We start from the raw sequence: 18,386 nt of genomic DNA on the forward strand, positions 1-18,386 counted from the left end.
GGGACCGGGTGGGAGAGTAGGACGCCGCCGGACACAACTCCCAGGAACGGGGTCACAGCATCTGCTGTGGCCCCGTTTCTGCATGTCCGCGGTGCACCTCCGCTCTGGTCTCGTGCGGTGCACGTTTCCTACCGGAGTTCCGCCCTGATCGCGCGTGTTGCACCCAGTTTTGATCGCGGCTGTTGCACGCGTCCTACTGAGCCGGAGCGGTGCGCGCACGTCGGGCCGCCATCTCGTCCGGTCCAGTCGTCGGCATGCTCACCAGGTCGGCCGGGCGCACGGGCCATCCGCGGGATCTCACGACGGGTAGTTCGACGAGTGGAGCCCTGGCACACGTCCGTGGGACCTCAGTAGTTGCGTCACTGTCGTTGACAGGCCGGACGGCCGGCGCTTGGGGGCGTCCGGCCGTTCGGTCGTGCAGGGGGCAAGAGGCGACGGGTCACGGAACGGCGCGACGCAGCCCCAGGTAGCTGAGCCCGGCCAGAGCTATCACCAGGAAGGCCGGCAATCCCAAGGTCATCGTCGCCACGGAGCGGTCGGTGAGCCACGACCACAGGTCGGTCCAGGCCTGCTGCCAGGTCACCACCACGACGACGACGCCCGCGAGCAGGATGGTGCCCATGGCCAGGGCGTACATGCCCGTGGCGCCCCAGCGCTTGAACACCACGCCGATGCCGGCGCCTAGGAAGCAGGCGGCGAGCATCGGCAGCGCGAAGACGGCCAGCTGGAGGGCAGGGTTGCCCACGTCGAGCGCGCCGGGTGCCCAGAAGTCCAGGCCGACGCCCCAGCCGTTCGTGGCGTTTTCCACCGCGGTCAGCACAGTGAGGGGGACGGCGAACACGAGCGACTGGACCAGTGACGCCAGCGCCGCACCAAGGTAGTAGGTGCGACGGCTCAGGCTCAGGCCCAGGGCGAAGGGGAAGACCTGGGCCACCAGCTGGGCAGAGACGACGACGACGGTGATGTACAGCGAGGCGATGCCGCCGGTGTTGGCGGAGGCGTCCGGGTCGGCAGCCAGGTCGGCCAGGCCCCAGATCGCCACGTTGATGGCGAAGGAGATGCTGACGACCATCCACGGCACGCCGAGGGAGACGACGGGGTTCGCCGCCTGCAGGCGGGCGGCGCTGACGACGCGGTTCATCGAGGGACTCCCTGCAGGGCGTGCGGATCGGCGGGGGTGGTGGCGCCCTTGGTGGCGGACAGGCTCATCCCCACCACGAGCTGCTGCAGCGACGTTCGCTCGACGGTCAGACCCAGGTCGCCTGCCTCCCGAGCGGCGGTCGCCGTCCGGGTGCGGACGATCGCCCGGGACTGGCCGGCCAGGGACTCGGTCGTCAGCAGCTCGTGCGCGGACCCGAACGTGGCGACCTGCCGGGCCGGGCCGGTCACGGTCAGTGCGGAGACGCGCAGGGTCTCCGCATCCGCGTCGAGCAGCACCCGGCCGTGGTCGATGAGCAGGACGTGCTCGAGCAGGTCGCTGATCTCCTCGATCAGGTGCGTGGACAGCACGATGGTCCGCGGGTGCTCGGCGTAGTCGGCCAGCAGTCGGTCGTAGAACTGGTGGCGGGCCACGGCGTCCAGCCCGAGGTAGGGCTCGTCGAACAGGGTCACGGGCGCGCGAGAGGCCAGGCCCAGCACGATGCCCACTGCGGAGTTCATGCCGCGGGAGAGCTTCTTGATCTGGCGCTTGCGCGGCAGGTCGAAGTCGCGCACCAGCTCGTCGGCCAGGTCGGCGTCCCAGCCCGGGTACAGGGTCGCGGCGGCGGCGAGAGCGTCGCAGACCCGGAAGTGGTCGGGGTACCGCTGGCCCTCCTTGATGAAGCAGAGCCGGCGCAGGACGGCGTCGTTCTCGAACGGCGCCTGGCCCAGCACGCGCACCTGGCCGGACGTGGGCACGCGGTGGCCGGTGAGCACCTGCATGAGCGTGGTCTTGCCCGCGCCGTTGCGGCCCAGGAGGCCGGTGATGGTGTCGGCCTGGATCTCGGTGGAGACGTCGGTCAGCGCGGTGTGGCCGCGGAAGCGCATGGTGACGCCCTCGAGCTCGGCGGCGGCGGTCATGCCCGGCTCCCGCGCTCGCGCAGCATGGCGGCGATCTCGGCGATGCTGATCCCCACCTTGTCGGCCTCGGCCAGCAGGGGGGTGAGGTACTGGTCCGCGAACTCGCTGCGGCGCCGCTTGAGCAGCTGCTCGCGTGCGCCGGTGGCCACGAACATCCCGACTCCTCGTCTCTTGTAGAGGACCCCGTCACTCACCAGCTGGTTCAGGCCCTTGGCTGCGGTGGCGGGGTTGATGCGGTGGAAGGCGGCCAGCTCGTTGGACGAGGGGGCCTGGCTCTCCTCTGCGAGGGAGCCGTCGACGATCGCGTCCTCGAGCTGGGTCGCGATCTGCCGGAAGATCGGGCCGGCGTCCTCGTTCATGCCGGCCCGGCGCGAACGAGTCGAGCCCGGTGGCTCGCTGGTTCATTACTCATGTAATGAACCATAGGACCACGGCCACTCGGCACGCAAGGCCTCCGTGCCGGCGGCGGTGCAGGCAGGCGCCGGCCGGGCCTGGGTGGTGCGGGCGGGGCGTCGGGCCGGGTCGTCGCCGCGGTGGGGCCGGTCACGCGGTCAGGAACGGGGTCTCAGCGCGTGAGGGCACCAGGACGAGCCGAAGCGGCTGCGCGTAGCCGGGACCAGGGCGCGGGACGACAGCGCCCCCCTCGGCCGGTGGACCGGCTGAGGGGGGCGGTGGTGGTGCGGGGGCGGACGTCGTCCTACTGGCTGCGCTGCTCGCCCTCTTCTCGGGCCGCCTGGTCGAGCACCTGCGGATCGTCGGCCACGCCGCCGGCGGGGTCGGCGTTGCCGAGCGCCGTCTCTGCCGGGAGCTGCTCGACGTGCTGCCGGGCGCGGGCCTTCAGGTCGTCATCGGGCTCGGTCATGGGTCCTCCTCGGACTCGTGGGATGCCGCCGGGCCTGCCCTACCCCGCGGCCCGGTGCAGAACCGCCGACACGGGAGGACCCCCTGCAGAGATCAGTCGGACAGCTGGCCGCGGACCACCGAGACGCCGGAGTGGGTCGGGTCGCCGTCCAGCGGCTCGATCGAGACGTCGACCACCGGGTAGGCCACCAGGTCCAGCCCCTCGGGGACCGGCAGCACCGAGTCCCCGGTGCGGACCGTGCCCAGGGGCACCATCCGGACGGCGTCGGGCTCCAGCAGCCACACCTCGTAGTAGCCGTCGTCGAGCGCGGGGGCGTCCAGGTCGATCTGCAGCGACCGCACGCCGCCGTCCTCCCGGACCTGGGCCCGGCCGGAGGCGGTCCGGTCGTCCAGCGGGTCCAGTGCGGTCTCCGCGACCACCGACCCGCCGGTGTCCTCGCCGGTCAGTGCGACCACCGTGCCGCCGGCGACCGCGCCGACCAGCACCGCGGCGGCCGCGGTCAGCCAGCGGTTCCTCGACCAGCCGCCGGCCCGGGGGCGCAGTGGCACCACGTCCGCCCCGGCCGGTTCCGCAGTAGCTCCTGCGGGGGCGGGGGCGGGGACGGGCGACGCCGCAGCCTTCACCGGGGGGACCGTGGGCCGTGGCCGGCTGGTCGCGCCGGTCGCGGCGGCGATGGCGTCCCACACCCGCGGCGGCGGTGCGACCTCCGCGCCGGCCGAGGAGAACGCCGGCACGGCGAGGGCGTCGACCCCGCGCTGCAGCGAGGCCACCTCGGCCTGGCAGGTGGCGCAGCCGCTCAGGTGGGCGGCGTCCTCGGCGGGCAGCTCCTCACGGAGGGCGGCGAGTGCGAGCTGGTCAGGACTGCAGTGCTGCACCGTCGGCCTCCAATCGGGTGCGCAGGCGCTCCAGGGTGCGCCGGATGTGGCTCTTGACGGTGCCCAGCGGGATGCCCGTGCGGGCAGCGATCTGGGTGTGCGTCAGGTCGTCGAAGAACGCGAGCTCGATGATGGTTCGTTGCGGTTGGCCGATCCGGTTCAACTCGCCGAGCAGCAGCACCCGGTCGGCGACCACGTCGTCCACCGCGTCCGGCTGGGTGCTGCCCGGCCGGCTGCGTACGTCGGCCGCCGCGGCCTCGGTCTGCCGCCGCTGGCGCTCGCGACGCGCCCACGAGTCGGCGATCTTGTGCCGGCACACGCCCACCAGCCAGGCCGGCAGCGGACCCTGGGCGGGTGAGTAGCGCTCCCGGCCGGTCCAGGCGGAGATGAAGGTCTGCTGGGTGACGTCCTCCGCGTCGGGACCCGGGCCGAAGGCGCGCACGGCCATGCCGTGCACCTGGCCGGCCCAGCGCTCGTAGGCCCAGGCCAGCGCCCGCTCGTCGCCGGCGCAGAACAGCCGGGCGACCTCGGCGTCATCGGGTTCGGGGGGCGTCGACGTGGCTCCCGCTGGTCCTCCTTCCACAGGCCGACCGTAAGGGGTCGCGGTCGGTGCGCCCAGGGCGGACGCGCTCATCGGACTGGTTCGGCGACCACGACGACGTTGTCGCGGTAGCTGCGGTACTCGGGCAGGAATGGGCCGCCGCATGTCATGAGCACCAGCCTGGGCTCTCCCTCGCGGGCGAACAGCCGGTCCAGCGGCAGCTCCTGCTTGGTGATGAGCTCGCGCGAGGTGACCTGCCAGCGGGACGTCGTCCCGGCCTCGTCGGCGACCAGCACCTCATCACCGACCGCGGCGTCCCGCAGCGGCGCCAGTGCGCCGAGCCCCTGCTCGCGGTCGTCGACGTGCCCGGCCAGCACGGCCGAGCCGGCCTCACCGGGGACCGGACCGAAGCGGTACCAGCCGACCCGGTCGACGTCCTCGGGCAGCGCCATCTGGCCGTCGGGCGACACGCCCATCGGGTCCAGCGGCGCGTCCACGCCCCAGGCCGGCACGGCCACCCGGGTGGGCGCCGGCGCCTGCGGCACCGCGGTGGGCGCGGCGGCACGGGTGTCCACGGCCGGCGCCGGCGCCGCCGTCCCGGGGGACGACGGCGCCGGCGGGTCGGTCGGCAGCACCTGGGCGACGGGTGCGCCCGCCGTCGCCGGCGGCCGGGTCAGTTCCCAGCCGACGGGCACGCCGACGGCCAGGGCCAGGCCCACGGCCACGCCGGCGACGGCGTTGCGCACGGTCCGTCGTCCTCGGGTCAGACCCGGCTGGTGACCAGCCGGCGGCCGGCCACGGCGGCACCGGCCAGGCCGAGCACCGACAGGCCGACCAGCGGCAGCGGCAGGCCGTCGTCGACCAGGCCGGCTGAGCCGCCAGGCACGCCGGACGGGCTGGAGTGCAGCCCGGTGATCGTCTGGGTGGCCAGCTCGTAGCCGGCGTCACCGGAGCCCCAGGCGTACACGATCGTCGAGGTGCCCTCCTCCAGCGCGAGGTCGGCCGGGCCGATCGCCACCGTGTCGGTGCCGGCGAGGGTCACGTCGGCGGTGATCGTGCCGGCCGGGACCTCCAGCGTCGCCTCGTTCGGGTTGGTCAGCCCCGGCGCGACGACCTCGCCACCGGCCCGGACGTCGACCGCGGGGGCCGCGGCGGTGTGCCGGACGGTCACCCGGGCCTGGCCCGCGGGGACGGCGGAGGTGTCGTTGGCGAACGGGGTGAGCGCCGGCTCGCCGGCCTCGGTCAGGTGCGCGACCACGGTGGCGTTGGCGCCGGCCGGCACCGCCACGTCCGTCGCGGACAGCAAGGGCGTCCCGGACGCGTCCGCGGCGTCGGCGGGGAAGACCGCCAGGTCGTAGTCACCGGCGGGCAGCTCCAGCGGCCCGGCCAGGGTGCCCGGTGCGAAGTCGTCGATCAGCCGCTCGCCGTTGGCGTACACGTCGACCGGGGTGTCCGGGATGGCGTGCAGCACCGAGACGGTCGCGGTGTGCGAGTCGGCCAGCGCAGGCGTGGCCGAGAAGAGCAGGGCGAACGCGCCAGCGGTGCCGGCGGTCAGGGCGATCGGGCGGGTCTTGTCCACGATGACGTTCCTTCCGTTGGGGGGACTGTCACCCACCTCTTCCGCCCCACCCGCCCCACCGGATGCAGCCGGTCGGGAAGTCAGCCGGACAGCGCCGTGGCCAGGGCGTCGAGCTGGTCGAGGGTGGCGTCCACGTGCGGGGAGACCCGCAGCACCGGGCCGCTGAGCTCCCGGGGCGCCCGCTCGCGGCCGGCGGCCACGGTGAGCACGCCGTGCTCGGTGCGCAGCCGGGCGGCCACCTCGCGCACGTCTACGCCGTCCGGTGGGACGAGGGTGGTGATCGCCGTCGGCTCCTCCAGCGGCTCGGCCACCCGCCAGCCGCCCCGGCCGTCCAGCCGTTCCCGGGTCGCCCGGCCGAGCGCGGCCAGCCGGGCCCGCACCCGGTCCGGGCCGGCGGCCAGGTGCTCACCGATGGTCAGGGTCAGGCCCACCCGGCCGGCGACGTGGGCGTCGTGCGACTCGTACGCGCGGGCGTGGTCGACGCCGACGCGCCGGTCGTCGTAGATCCCCGGCGGCAGCACCGGGGTCAGCTGTGCGGTGATCGAGGGCCGCATGACCAGGAAGCCGACGCCGCGGGGGCCGGCGAGCCACTTCCGGCCGGTGCCGTACACGGCGTCGGCACCCAGGTCGCAGTCGACGTGACCGAGGGCCTGGGCGGCATCGAGCACCAGGGGGACGCCGGCAGCCCGGCAGAGGACGGCGATCTCCCGGCCGGGCTGGACGACGCCGCGGTGGCTGCCGACCAGCGTGACGTGCACCAGCGTCGGCGGGTCGTCCCGCAACACCCGCTGGAGGCCGTCCAGGTCGACGCGGCCCACCGGGTCGGCGGGCAGCAGCACCGGGGTCAGCCCGGCGTCGGCGAACACCGCTGCGTTGTGCCAGTACTCACCGGGCAGCACGCCGATCCGGGTGCCCGGGGCCAGCCGCCAGCGGGAGACGAGGGTGCGCACCGACGCCGAGGAGCTCTCGGTGAACGCGACGTCGGCGGCGGCCAGGCCGACCAGCCCGGCCAGCACCGACCGCCCCTGCTGCAGCAGCCCCTCGGCGGCGGCCTCGGCGACCGCGCCGCCGATCTCCGCCTCGTGCCGGGTGTGCCGGGCGACGGCGTCGAGCACCGCGGTGCTCTGCCGGCTGCACGACGCGCTGTCCAGGTGGGTGCCGGCGAACGTGGGGCGGGCGGCCCGCCAGGAGTCGCCGAGGTCGTCGTGCGGGAGGCTGCTCACCCGGCCGACCGTAGGGGAGCGGCGGTGAGCCAGGATGGCCGCACTCGCCCGGCTCGGGCACATGCACCGGCCAGGTCACGCCTAGTCGCGGCTGGGCCGGGTAGGGAGTTCCCGGACACGGCTGCCAGCACGGTGGCCCCGCGACGGCAGGACGGGGATCAGCACGCATGGACGGGGCAGCCGGGTCCGGCCGACACCGGGCGCTGATCGGCGCCTCGGACGAGGAGCTGGTCGACGGCACGGTGGCCTTCGTCTGCGCAGGTCTAGACGCCGGGGAGCCGGTGGTGGTGGCCTGCACCGACCAGACGCTGGAACTGGTGCAGAAGGCGCTCGCCGACCGGCCGCAGGTCGTCTGGGCCGACTGGTCCGACGTGTACGGCAACGGCCCGGCCGCGGCGATCACCGCCGTCCGCCGGCTGGGGGAGCGGCACCGCGTCCCTGGAGCGGGCGCCGTCCGCGTCGTCCTGGAGCCGTTCGCCGGCCCGGACCCGGAGACCTGGCGGGAGTGGCAGCGCTACGACGCCGTGCTGGACCACCAGCTGGTGGAGGCCGACCTGCTCGGTGACGCCCCGCTGCTGGTGATGTGCCTGGTCGACACCCGGCGGGTGCCGGCGCCGCTGGTCGAGGCGGCCCGGGCGACGCACCCGCTGCTCCAGGTGGACGGCGCGGGGCGGCCCAACCCCGATCACGTCGACCCGGCGCAGTACCTGACCTCGCTGCCGGTGCCGCCCGAGCCGCTGGAGTCGACCGAGCCGCTGGTGGCGGCCGACTCGGTGCGCGACCTGCGGGGGCTGCGCCGGGACCTCGCCGCGCGCGCCGCCGACGCGAGCCTGCCGCCGGGCTCCGAGCCGGCGCTGGAGGACTTCCTGCTGGCCGTCGACGAGATGACCACCAATGCGCTTCGGCACGGCCGGCCGCCGGTCGACCTGCGGCTGTGGGCCGACTCGGCCCGGCTGGTGTGCACCGTCACCGATCACGGCTCCGGGCTGCAGGACCCGTTCATCGGCTACGGGCCGGCGCACGGCGACGACCTGTCCCTGGGCGGGATGGGGCTGTGGCTGGCCCGCCAGCTCTGCGACCACGTGGACATCACGGTCACCGACGACGGGGTGCGGGTCCGGCTGACCACCGTGCTGGGCTGAGGTGCCCGGCGTCCCCCGCGACCGGGACGAGACCGGCCGCGCGCGCAACGCCCGGCCCCGGGACGCGCTCGGCCGCCCCCTGCCCTACGGCGCGGAGGGGGAGCCGCGGGCGCCGGAGGGCGTCGTGCGCACCCCCGACCAGACCCTGCGCGAGGCGCAGGACCTGCTCGACGCCGGCCGTCCCTTCCACGCCCACGAGGTGCTGGAGGACGCCTGGAAGACCGGGCCGGACGACGAGCGGGACCTCTGGCGCGGGCTGGCCCAGCTTGCCGTCGGGCTGACCCACGCGGCGCGCGGCAACACCGCGGGGGCGGCCACGTTGCTGGCACGCGGCGCCCGGTCGCTGGGCACCGCGCACGAGACCGCCGTACGGCACGGGGTGGACGACGAGGGGCTGGTGGCCTGGGCCGCCCGGCTGGGCGCGGCCGCGGTGGGCGGGACCCCGCTGGACCTCACGCCGCCGGCCCTTCTTCCGCATAGCGGGATGACCCCACCGACTGGTGGAATTCCTGACTGACAAGTGTCAGGATGGCGGCTGTGACCGCCCTCACTCCTGAGCAGAGCACCCCGCCCGTCCACCGCGGGCCGGTGACGTCGGCGTCCTACTCGATCACCGTGCGGCTGGACGCCGACGGCGACCCGGCCAGCGTCGGCCGGATCGCCACCGCCGTGGGCAGCGCCGGCGGCGCGGTCACCGCGATCGACGTCGTCGACTCCCGCCCGGACGGCCTCACCGTGGACGTGACCTGCTCGGCCGCCGACGCCCAGCACTCCGAGGAGGTGGTGGCCGCCCTCGACGCGGTGGAGAACGTGCACGTCCGCAAGGTCAGCGACCGCACCTTCCTGCTGCACCTGGGCGGCAAGCTCGAGGTCGCCTCCCGGGTGCCGCTGAAGACCCGCGACGACCTGTCGATGGCCTACACACCCGGCGTCGCCCGGGTCTGCCTGGCCCTGGCCGAGCACCCGGAGGACGTCCGCCGGCTGACCATCAAGGGCAACACCGTCGCGGTGGTCACCGACGGCTCGGCGGTGCTGGGGCTCGGCGACATCGGGCCGGGCGCCTCGATGCCGGTGATGGAGGGCAAGGCCGCGCTGTTCAAGCGGTTCGGTGACATCGACGCCTGGCCGATCGCGCTGGACACCCAGGACGTCGACGAGATCGTGCGCACCGTGGAGCTGATCGCGCCAGGCTTCGGCGGGATCAACCTGGAGGACATCTCCGCGCCGCGCTGCTTCGAGATCGAGGCCCGGCTGCGGGAGAAGCTGGACATCCCGGTCTTCCACGACGACCAGCACGGGACGGCGATCTGCGTGCTCGCCGCGCTGCGCAACGCCCTGCGGGTGGTGGACAAGCAGCTGACCGACGTCGCGGTCGTCGTCGCCGGCGGCGGGGCGGCCGGGACGGCGATCGTCACCCTGCTGCTGGAGGCCGGCGCGACGAACGTGCTGGTCTGGGACCGGGAGGGCATCCTCTCGCCCGACGACGAGCGGCTCTCCCCGGCCAAGCTGGACCTCGCCCGGCGCACCAACCCCGGCTGCCGGCGCGGCGAGCTGCCCGACGCGCTGGTCGGGGCGGACGTGTTCATCGGGGTCAGCGCGGCCAACGTGATCCCGGCGGAGGCGCTGGCGGTGATGGCCGAGCGGGCGGTGGTCTTCCCGATGGCCAACCCGACCCCGGACGTCGACCCGGTGCGGGCCCGGCAGCACGCCGCCGTCGTCGCCTCGGGCCGGTCGGACCTGCCCAACCAGATCAACAACGTGCTGGCTTTCCCCGGCGTCTTCCGCGGGCTGCTGGACGCCCGGGCCAAGGAGATCCGCCCCGGCATGCTGCTGGCCGCCGCTGACGCGCTGGCCGCGGTGGTGGGCGACGACCAGCTCAACGCCAACTACATCATCCCCAGCGTCTTCGACCCCGCCGTCGCCACCGCGGTGGCCAGCGCCGTCGAGGAGTCGGCCCGGGCCGAGCCCGGCGCCACCGCGGAGGTGCCCGGCGACGCAGACTGACCGGGTGGACGACGACCTCCCCGCCTCCTTCGACGCGCTCAGCGAGGACTCGCTGCGGGCGGCCGGCAGCCTGAAGTGGACCCGGTACGGCGAGGCGATCGGTGCCTTCGTCGCCGAGATGGACTTCGGGACGGCTCCGGTGGTCACCCGCGCCCTGCACGACGCCGTCGATGCAGCGGCGTTCGGCTACCTGCCGGCCGCCACCCAGCTGGCGCTGGCCCGGGCGTGCGCGCAGTGGCAGCAGCAGCGGTACGGCTGGGACCTGCCGGCCGAACGGGTCGCGCCGCTGGCCGACGTCGTCGCCGGGCTGCAGGTGGCCGTCGAGCACTTCACCCCGCCCGGCGCCCCGGTGGTGCTGCCGACCCCGGCGTACATGCCCTTCCTCAAGGTGCCCGGTGAGCTGGGCCGCGAGGTGGTCCAGGTGCCGATGGTGCCCGGGGACGACGGCCGGCTCGGCTACGACCTGGCCGCGCTGGAGGAGGTGCTGACCCCGGGCGCGCTGCTGGTGCACGTGAACCCGCACAACCCGACCGGCCGGGTGTTCACCGAGGCCGAGCAGCTCGCGCTGGCCGAGGTGGTCGACCGCAACGGCGCCCGGGTGTTCTCGGACGAGATCCACGCCCCGCTGGTGCTGCCGGGCGCCGTCCACCAGCCCTACGCCGCCGTCTCGGAGCTCGCCGCGGGCCACACGCTCACCGCCACCTCGGCGTCCAAGGCGTGGAACCTGCCCGGGCTCAAGTGCGCGCAGCTGCTGCTCTCCAACGACGCGGACGCCGAGCGGTGGGCCGAGGTGTCCGAGCGGCCTGAACACGGCTGCTCGACGTTGGGCGCGATCGCCAACACAGTGGCGTTCACCGAGGGCGGCCCGTGGCTGGACGGCGTCCTGGGCTACCTGGACGGCAACCGCCGGCTGCTGGCCGAGCTGCTCGCCGAGCGCCTGCCGCAGGTGCGGTACACCCCGCCGGAGGGCACCTACCTCGCCTGGCTGGACTGCCGGGAGCTGGGCATCGACGAGCCGCTGGCGGACTTCTTCCTGCGCGAGGCCGGGGTCGCGCTGATCGACGGCACCGAGTGCGGCGTCCCCGGCCACGTCCGCCTCACCCTGGCCACCCCACGCCCGGTGCTGCGCACCATCGTCGACCGGATGGCCGCCGCCCTCCGCTGACCCCCGTCCCCGGCCATGTTGGCCAACATGGCCGCACGGGCACGGGCCCCGCCGGGACTTCGGCCCGTCCGGGGGACGGCGGGGACCGCGTTCCACGTGGATCATGGGCGGGTGCCCGAGTTGCCCGAGGTGGAGGCGCTGGCCGCGTTCCTGCGGGAGAACGCCGTCGGCCGAGTGATCACGCGTGTGGACCTGGCCGGCGTCCAGGCGATCAAGACCTTCGACCCGCCGCTGTCCGCGCTGGCCGGGCTGGAGCTCACCGGCGCCGCCCGGCACGGCAAGTTCCTCGACCTGGACGTCTCCGGGCTGCACCTGGTCGTGCACCTGGCCCGGGCCGGCTGGCTGCACTGGCGGCAGAACCTGCCCACCGCGCCGCCCAAGCCGGGCAAGGGGCCGCTGGCGCTGCGGGTCCACCTCGAACCCCGCGAGGGCGAGCTGCCCGAGGGCTTCGACCTCACCGAGCAGGGCACCCGGAAGGGGCTGGCGGTCTACGTCGTCCACTCGCCGGCCGAGGTGCCCGGCATCGCCCGGCTCGGCCCGGACGCGCTCGAGGTGGACACCGAGACGTTCGGCACGCTGCTCGCCGGCCGGCGCACGCAGCTCAAGGGCACCCTCACCGACCAGACCGTGCTGTCGGGCATCGGCAACGCCTACTCCGACGAGATCCTGCACGCCGCCCGGCTGTCGCCGTTCAAGATGGCCGACAAGGTCACCGACGACGAGCTGCTCCGGCTGCACGCCGCCATGCGGGAGACGCTCACCGGCGCGCTTGACCGCCAGCTCGGCCAGCGGGCCGCGACGCTCAAGGGGGAGAAGCGGGCCGGCCTGCAGGTGCACGCCCGCACCGGCCTGCCCTGCCCGGTGTGCGGGGACACCGTGCGCGAGGTGTCCTTCGCCGACACCTCGCTGCAGTACTGCGCCACCTGCCAGACCGGTGGCAAGCCGCTGGCCGACCGCCGGATGTCCAAGCTCCTGCGGTGAGCGCAGGATGGGGCTCATGGCCCTGGTGACCTTCGACCTGTTCAGCGCGCTGATCGACTCCCGCACCGGCGGGTCGGCGGCCTTCGACGCCCTCGCCGCCGGGCGGGGATGGGAGGTCTCCGGCGCCGAGCTCTACGACGACTGGGACGCCCGCAACAAGGCCTCGCAGAAGGACGCCACCGAGTGGGTGCCCTTCGCCGAGCACTGCCGCCGCGCCCTGGCCGCCACCTACGCCGCCCGTGAGCTGGACGCCGACGCCACCGCCGACACCCTGGCGCTGCTGGAGTCGCTGCCGGACTGGCCGCTGTGGCCCGACGTCGGCCGGGCGCTGCCGCTGGTGGCCGAGCGGCACCGGGTCGGGGTGCTGTCCAACGTGGACGACGACCTGTTCCGCCGCACCCGCGCCGCCGCGCTGGTCGATGACGACGCCGTGCTGACCAGCGAGCGGCTGCACGCCTACAAGCCGCACGCCGAGCTCTACCAGCGGGCGGCCGCCGCCGGCGTCGACGTGCACGTGCCCGCCTCGGCCCGGGACACCCGCGGCGCCCTGGAGGCCGGGCTGACCGTCGTCCGGGTGCGCCGGGCCGGGCACCGGGTCGACCCCGAGGGCCCGCAGCCGCAGCACGAGGTCGAGGACCTGGCGGCGCTCCCCGCCGTCCTCGACGCGCTCAGCGGCGCGGGCTGAGCCGGCGGAGCGGACCGGTCCGTCGCGCCCGGGCAGCGGCTGCGGCGGCCAGGCCGGCCTCCGGGCCGCTCTCCCCGTCGTCGGCCGAGCCGACCGCCGTCCACCAGTCGCGCAGCGGCGGCGGCGAGAGGACGTCGACCCGCTCGCCCGGCTGCGGCACGACCACGGTGACCCCGCGGGCGTCGGCGGCGGTGAGCAGCCGCTGCACCGGCTCGGCCCAGCGGTGGAACGCGAGGTTGAACGTGGCCCAGTGGATCGGCACGAGCACCCGGCCGCCGAGGTCGCCGTGCGCCCGCACCGCCTCCTCGGGGTCCATGTGGATGGCGTGCCAGGCGTCGTTGTAGGCACCGATCGGCTGCAGGGTCAGGTCGAAGGGGCCCAGCCGGGCGCCGATCCCGGCGAACGCCGGGGTGTAGCCGGTGTCGCCGCCGAAGAACACCCGGTGCCGCGGGCCGGTGACCACCCAGGACGACCAGAGCGTGGTGTCCCGGGACAGGAACCGGCCGGAGAAGTGCCGCGCCTCGGTGCAGGTGAGGGTGAGCCCGCCGACCGTCGCGGCGCCGTCCCAGTCCAGCTCCACGATCCGGTCGTCCGGCACGCCCCAGCCGCGCAGGTGTGCGCCGATCCCCAGCGGGACGACGAACGGCGCGGACTGCTCCCGCACCAGGGCCCGCACCGTGGGCAGGTCGAGGTGGTCGTAGTGGTCGTGGCTGATCAGCACCGCGTCGACCGGCGGCAGGCTCGCCACCGGGACAGGTGGCTCGTGCAGCCGGGCGGGGCCGACCAGCGGGGACGGCGAGACGCGCTCGCCCCACACCGGGTCGACCAGCACCCGGTGGCCGTCGACCTCCAGCAGCGCGCTCGAGTGGCCGAACCAGGTGACCGCCAGTTCGCCGGCCTGGTCGGGCAGCTCGGGGGTGACCAGCGGGATCGGGCCGCCGGGCAGCCCCTTGTGCCGGTCCTCGTGCCACTGGCGGAGCAGCCCGTCGCGGGCGTTCGCCGGTCCGATGGCCGGGGTGGGCAGGTTGTTGTGGAACTTCCCGTCGGAGAACTGCCGGGACCCGGTGACGGTGGGGCGCAGCCGGCGCCGGCTGGCGCCGAGGGCGACGGGCAGGCCCCAGGCGGCGCGGGCGACCCAGCTCACGCCGCCCAGCAGGGCGGTGGCAGCGGTGGCGGTGGCGGCACGGCGGAGGAACGGCACGCCTCCAGCATCCCCCGACCAGCTGTGTCCGCGCTGGGCGGCGCGGGGCTCAGGTCGAGCTCACGGTGCGCAGCTCGGCGGCGAACGCCTCGGCGCTGGGCGTGAGCGGCCGGTCGGGTGCGCGCACCAGGCTGATCCTGCGCTCGACCGTCGGGATCAGTGGGACGTGCTCCAGGCCCGCGAAGGCCATCATCGGGAGCACCAGCTGCGGAACGGCGGTGACCCCGAGGGCCGCTGCCGTGAGGCCGGCGACGGCGCCCACGTTGCGGGCCTCGAGGACGGGGCCGGGAGTCGCGCCCGCTGTCCGGAGGGCCTGGTCGACCGCGCCACGGATGCTGCTGTCCGGGCCGAAGGTGATGAACGGCTCGTCGGTCAGGTCGGCCCAGTCGAGGGTGCTGCGGCCGGTGAAGCGGTGTCCCGGCGCGAACGCGCAGCAGAACGGGTCGCGGCGCAGTTCCTCGACGGTCAGCCGCGTGCGCGGGCCGGGTGCGGCGGTGACGGCCAGGTCGACCGCGCCGGTGCGGACCGCGTCGAGGACGTCGGCGGCCAGCCCGTCCTGCACCTGCACGAGCACGTCGGGGAACCGGGCCCGGAAGGCGACCACGGCCGGGGGCAGCAGGGTCGCCGCGACCGAGGGCAGGCAGGCGATGGTGACCTGGCCTCGCCGGCCGGCGAGGTAGCCCTCCAGGTGGCGCATGCCCGCGTCCAGGTCGGCGAGGACGCGACGACTGAGGGCCACCACCTCGCGCCCCTGGCCGGTCAGGCGGACGCTGCGGGTGGTCCGCTCGAAGACGGGCACGCGCAGCCGGCGTTCGACGTCGGCGACGGCCCGGCTCAGCGAGGACTGGGCGACGCCCAGCTGCCCGGCGGCAGCGGTGAAGCCGCCGGCGTCCGCGACGGCGACCAGGGCGCGCAGCTGCCACGGCGAGATGTCCATGACCATTGCGCATCAATCTATCGGCAATTGATGTTGGACTGCATGAAGTGGCCTGCACCACACTCGCCGTCGACCAAAGGAGGTCGACGTGACAGCCCTGCTGGGGTTCCTCACCATCGCTGCGATCCTGGGCCTGCTGCTCAGTCAGCGGATCAGTGCCGTCGTCGCGCTCGCCGGCGTGCCCATCGTGACCGGGTTGATCGCGGGGTTCACCCCCGCCGAGGTCGGCGGCTTCGTCGCCGAGGGCCTGTCCGGGATCGTGAGCATCGCGGCGATGTTCGTCTTCGCGATCCTGTTCTTCGGGCTGATGCGGGACGCCGGGCTGTTCGACCCGGTCATCCGGCGGATCGTCCGCTGGGCCGGGGACGCGCCGCCCACCGTGGCCGTCGCGACCACCGCCCTGGCGCTGGTCGCGCACCTGGACGGAGCCGGCGCGGTCACCTTCCTGATCGCCGTCCCGGCGATGCTGCCGATCTACGACCGGCTGGGGATGAGCCGGCTCACCCTGACCGCCTGCGTGGGCCTGGGCGCCGGCGTGATGAACCTGGTGCCGTGGGGTGGGCCGACCGCCCGGGCGGCGACCACGATCGGCGCGGACGCCAACGAGATCTGGGTGCCGCTCATCCCGGCGCAGATCGCCGGCATCGTCTTCGCCCTCGGCACAGCCTGGTACCTCGGCAAGCGGGAGGCCCGCCGGCTGGCCACGGTGGGCGCGCCGGCGTCGGCCACCGTCCCCGTGGGGCCGGCGGGTGCCGCCACCGGCTCGACCGGTGACGACGCGGGGACCGATGGTCCCGGGCGGGACGCGGAGGAGAGCGGGGCGGGCGGCGACCCGGCGGCGGAGGACCTGCGTCGTCCGCGACTGCTCTGGCTGAACGCCGTGCTCACGGTGGCGGTCATCGGCCTGCTCATCGCCCAGCTGGCCCCACCGGAGATGATCTTCATCGTCGCCGCGATCATCGCGCTGCTGGTCAACTACCCGGGCATGGCCGCCCAGACGGGCCGGATCGAGGCGCACGCCAAGGGCGCGATGCTGATGGTGAGCACCCTGCTGGCGGCCGGCGCCTTCCTCGGCGTGCTCTCCGGCACCGGGATGATCGACGCGATGGCGGAGTCGGCCGCGAACGTGGTGCCGGCGGGGATCGCCCCGGCGCTGCCGCTGATCGTGGGGGTGCTGGGCGTGCCGATGAGCCTGGTCTTCGGCCCGGACGCCTACTACTTCGGCGTGCTCCCGGTGCTCATCGGCGTCGGGGAGCAGTTCGGGGTGAGCGGCATGGACCTGGCCCGCGCCTCGGTGATCGGCGAGGAGACCGTCGGCTTCCCGATCAGCCCGCTGACCGGCGCGTTCTACCTCCTGGTCGGGCTGGCCGGGGTGAACATCGGCGCGCACATCCGCAACCTCATCGGCTGGGCAACGGCGGTCAGCATCGGCATGCTCGCCGTCGCCATGCTGACCGGCGCCATCCCGCTGTGGGCCTCGTGACCACCCTGCGGCTGGGGGCCGGGGCCGGTTTCGCCGGGGACCGGATCGACCCGGCGGCGGACCTGGCCCGCCGCGGCGAGCTGGACTACCTGGTCTTCGAGTGCCTGGGCGAGCGCACCGTGGCCGCCGGTCAGGCCCGCCGCCTCGCCGACCCCGGTGCCGGCTACGACCCGCTCCTCGCGGCCCGGATGCGGGCCGTCCTCGGGCACACCGCCGCGGCGGGCACGCGGGTCGTGACCAACTCCGGCGCGGCCAACCCGCTCGCCGCTGCCGACGTGGTCGCCGGGGTCGCGGCCGAGCTGGGGCTGGGCGGGCTGCGGATCGCGGCCGTCACCGGGGACGACGTCCTGGCGGCCGTCTCCGCGGCCGACCCGGTCGTCTGGGAGACCGGGCAGCCGCTGTCGGCCCACCCGGAGGAGCTGGTCTCCGCCAACGCCTACCTGGGGGCGGACGCGGTGGTGCCGGCGCTGCAGCAGGACGCCGACGTGGTGGTCACCGGCCGCCTCGCCGACCCGTCGCTGTTCCTCGCCCCGCTGGTGCACGCCTTCGGCTGGGCCTGGGACGACCCCGAGCTGCTGGGCGCCGGCACCGCCGTCGGTCACCTGCTCGAGTGCGCGGGCCAGCTGACCGGTGGCTACTTCGCCGACCCGGTCACCAAGCCGGTGCCGGACCTGGCGTGGCTCGGGTTCCCCTACGCCGACGTCTCTGCCGACGGGACTGCGGTGTTCGGGAAGCTGCCCGGCACCGGCGGGGTGCTGGACACCCGGACCTGCGCCGAGCAGCTGCTCTACGAGGTCGGTGACCCCGGCGCCTACGTGACGCCGGACGTGGTGGCCGACTTCGGCGGTGTCCGGTTCAGCCAGCTCGGCCCGGACCGGGTCGGGGTGCAGGGCGCGACCGGCACCGCCCGCCCCGACGAGCTCAAGGTGACCCTCGGGTTCCGCGGCGGCTGGCTCGGCGAGGGGCAGATCAGCTACGCCGGGCCCCGTTCGCTGGCGCGGGCCCAGCTGGCGGCCGACGTGGTGCGCACCCGGCTGCGGGACCTGCACGGGGTCCCGGAGGACGCGGTGCTGGTGGAGCTGATCGGAGCCGGAGCCGCCTTCCGCGGGCTCGGCGAGCCCGGCGACCCGGCCGAGGTGCGGCTGCGGGTGGCCGCCCGGGTGCCGCAGCGGGAGCTCGCCGCCGTGGTCGGCTGGGAGGTGGAGGCGCTGTACACCAACGGCCCGGCCGGCGGTGGTGGAGCCCGGCGGTCGGAGACGGAGGTGCTGGCCATCCGGTCCTGCTCGCTGCCGCGGACGGCGGTGCGCTCCGAGGTGCACCTGCAGGAGGTGGCCCGGTGACCCGCCGTCTCGACGAGCTGGCCGACGTCCGGGCCGGGGACAAGGGCGACACGCTGATCCTCGCGGTGCTCCCGCGGAGCGCCGAGGCTGCCGCGCTGCTGGAACGGGAGCTGACCGCCGAGCGGGTGGCGGCCCACTACGCCCCGCTCGTGCGGGGCGAGGCCGGCCGGGTCGTGCAGCCGCACCTGCCGGGCCTCGTGTTCACCCTGCCGGGCGCGCTCGGTGGCGGCGTGACCGGGTCGCCGGTGCTCGACGGCCACGGCAAGGCGCTCAGCTACCACCTGCTCAGCCTGGAGATCTGACCACCCGG

General features: G+C 75.0%; 20 protein-coding genes. 9 read left to right on the plus strand and 11 right to left on the minus strand.

What is annotated here, in order from left to right:
• Positions 1-439: 439 nt before the first annotated feature.
• The 9 genes from Q1A09_RS21060 to egtE all read right to left on the minus strand — a co-directional run bounded on the left by Q1A09_RS21060 (position 440) and on the right by egtE (position 7,138).
• Entirely contained in the window at positions 440-1,141 is a 702-nt protein-coding gene (locus tag Q1A09_RS21060) for a hypothetical protein (RefSeq protein ID WP_299959799.1), read from the minus strand.
• Positions 1,138-2,058 carry an ABC transporter ATP-binding protein gene (locus Q1A09_RS21065; protein ID WP_299959802.1) on the minus strand — a complete coding sequence of 307 codons (921 nt, stop codon included), beginning with the start codon at positions 2,056-2,058 and terminating at the stop codon, positions 1,138-1,140. The genes Q1A09_RS21060 and Q1A09_RS21065 overlap by 4 nt, the downstream gene beginning before the upstream one ends.
• Positions 2,055-2,417 (minus strand): GntR family transcriptional regulator, encoded by a 363-nt coding sequence (locus Q1A09_RS21070; protein WP_299959805.1) that lies wholly within the window; start codon positions 2,415-2,417, stop codon positions 2,055-2,057. Before Q1A09_RS21070 ends, Q1A09_RS21065 begins: the two co-directional genes overlap by 4 nt.
• Before the next feature lie 338 nt (positions 2,418-2,755).
• Positions 2,756-2,920: a hypothetical protein gene (locus Q1A09_RS21075; RefSeq protein WP_299959808.1), complete on the minus strand. Its 165-nt coding sequence runs from the start codon at positions 2,918-2,920 to the stop codon at positions 2,756-2,758.
• Between the two features lie 92 nt (positions 2,921-3,012).
• Positions 3,013-3,795 (minus strand): anti-sigma factor, encoded by a 783-nt coding sequence (locus Q1A09_RS21080; protein ID WP_299959811.1) that lies wholly within the window; start codon positions 3,793-3,795, stop codon positions 3,013-3,015.
• Complete coding sequence (locus tag Q1A09_RS21085) at positions 3,776-4,378, minus strand: RNA polymerase sigma factor (protein WP_299959814.1); 603 nt, start codon at positions 4,376-4,378, stop codon at positions 3,776-3,778. Before Q1A09_RS21085 ends, Q1A09_RS21080 begins: the two co-directional genes overlap by 20 nt.
• Before the next feature lie 47 nt (positions 4,379-4,425).
• Positions 4,426-5,082 carry a sortase domain-bontaining protein gene (locus Q1A09_RS21090; RefSeq protein ID WP_299959817.1) on the minus strand — a complete coding sequence of 219 codons (657 nt, stop codon included), beginning with the start codon at positions 5,080-5,082 and terminating at the stop codon, positions 4,426-4,428.
• A 17-nt stretch (positions 5,083-5,099) separates the two neighbouring features.
• A complete protein-coding gene (locus Q1A09_RS21095; RefSeq protein WP_299959820.1) occupies positions 5,100-5,915 on the minus strand; it encodes a DUF4397 domain-containing protein in 816 nt (271 codons plus the stop codon).
• Between the two features lie 80 nt (positions 5,916-5,995).
• Complete coding sequence (gene egtE / locus Q1A09_RS21100) at positions 5,996-7,138, minus strand: ergothioneine biosynthesis PLP-dependent enzyme EgtE (protein WP_299959822.1); 1,143 nt, start codon at positions 7,136-7,138, stop codon at positions 5,996-5,998.
• A gap of 167 nt (positions 7,139-7,305) precedes the next feature.
• Here egtE and Q1A09_RS21105 point away from each other — a divergent pair, with 167 nt between their 5' ends.
• The 6 genes from Q1A09_RS21105 to Q1A09_RS21130 all read left to right on the plus strand — a co-directional run bounded on the left by Q1A09_RS21105 (position 7,306) and on the right by Q1A09_RS21130 (position 13,115).
• Positions 7,306-8,280: an anti-sigma factor RsbA family regulatory protein gene (locus Q1A09_RS21105; RefSeq protein ID WP_299959825.1), complete on the plus strand. Its 975-nt coding sequence runs from the start codon at positions 7,306-7,308 to the stop codon at positions 8,278-8,280.
• A 1-nt stretch (position 8,281) separates the two neighbouring features.
• Positions 8,282-8,797 carry a DUF309 domain-containing protein gene (locus Q1A09_RS21110; RefSeq protein WP_299959827.1) on the plus strand — a complete coding sequence of 172 codons (516 nt, stop codon included), beginning with the start codon at positions 8,282-8,284 and terminating at the stop codon, positions 8,795-8,797.
• A gap of 20 nt (positions 8,798-8,817) precedes the next feature.
• Complete coding sequence (locus tag Q1A09_RS21115) at positions 8,818-10,284, plus strand: NAD-dependent malic enzyme (RefSeq protein ID WP_299959830.1); 1,467 nt, start codon at positions 8,818-8,820, stop codon at positions 10,282-10,284.
• 4 nt (positions 10,285-10,288) lie between these two features.
• The gene (locus Q1A09_RS21120; RefSeq protein ID WP_299959833.1) at positions 10,289-11,449 is read left to right on the plus strand and encodes a MalY/PatB family protein; all 1,161 of its coding nucleotides are present in this window, start codon (positions 10,289-10,291) and stop codon (positions 11,447-11,449) included.
• Between the two features lie 111 nt (positions 11,450-11,560).
• Positions 11,561-12,430 (plus strand): Fpg/Nei family DNA glycosylase, encoded by an 870-nt coding sequence (locus Q1A09_RS21125; RefSeq protein ID WP_299959835.1) that lies wholly within the window; start codon positions 11,561-11,563, stop codon positions 12,428-12,430.
• A 16-nt stretch (positions 12,431-12,446) separates the two neighbouring features.
• On the plus strand, positions 12,447-13,115 hold the full coding sequence (locus Q1A09_RS21130; RefSeq protein WP_299959838.1) for a haloacid dehalogenase: 669 nt from the start codon (positions 12,447-12,449) through the stop codon (positions 13,113-13,115).
• On the opposite strand, the gene Q1A09_RS21135 is transcribed toward Q1A09_RS21130, so the two are convergent.
• Positions 13,099-14,316: an MBL fold metallo-hydrolase gene (locus Q1A09_RS21135; RefSeq protein ID WP_299959840.1), complete on the minus strand. Its 1,218-nt coding sequence runs from the start codon at positions 14,314-14,316 to the stop codon at positions 13,099-13,101. The two genes, Q1A09_RS21130 and Q1A09_RS21135, sit on opposite strands and share 17 nt — an antisense overlap.
• Positions 14,317-14,365: 49 nt before the next feature.
• Positions 14,366-15,259, minus strand: coding sequence for a LysR family transcriptional regulator (locus Q1A09_RS21140; protein ID WP_299959843.1), 894 nt, complete (start codon positions 15,257-15,259; stop codon positions 14,366-14,368).
• Positions 15,260-15,341: 82 nt separating this feature from the next.
• Here Q1A09_RS21140 and Q1A09_RS21145 point away from each other — a divergent pair, with 82 nt between their 5' ends.
• Genes Q1A09_RS21145 through Q1A09_RS21155 form a run of 3 tightly spaced genes read left to right on the plus strand, consistent with a single transcriptional unit; the run spans position 15,342 to position 18,378 of the window.
• On the plus strand, positions 15,342-16,736 hold the full coding sequence (locus tag Q1A09_RS21145) for a CitMHS family transporter (protein WP_299959845.1): 1,395 nt from the start codon (positions 15,342-15,344) through the stop codon (positions 16,734-16,736).
• On the plus strand, positions 16,733-18,076 hold the full coding sequence (locus Q1A09_RS21150) for an acyclic terpene utilization AtuA family protein (protein WP_299959847.1): 1,344 nt from the start codon (positions 16,733-16,735) through the stop codon (positions 18,074-18,076). The genes Q1A09_RS21145 and Q1A09_RS21150 overlap by 4 nt, the downstream gene beginning before the upstream one ends.
• Positions 18,073-18,378 carry a hypothetical protein gene (locus Q1A09_RS21155; RefSeq protein WP_299959851.1) on the plus strand — a complete coding sequence of 102 codons (306 nt, stop codon included), beginning with the start codon at positions 18,073-18,075 and terminating at the stop codon, positions 18,376-18,378. Before Q1A09_RS21150 ends, Q1A09_RS21155 begins: the two co-directional genes overlap by 4 nt.
• The last annotated feature ends 8 nt before the right edge of the window (positions 18,379-18,386 follow it).

The organism is uncultured Modestobacter sp. (assembly GCF_947486615.1).
Lineage (GTDB): Bacteria > Actinomycetota > Actinomycetes > Mycobacteriales > Geodermatophilaceae > Modestobacter.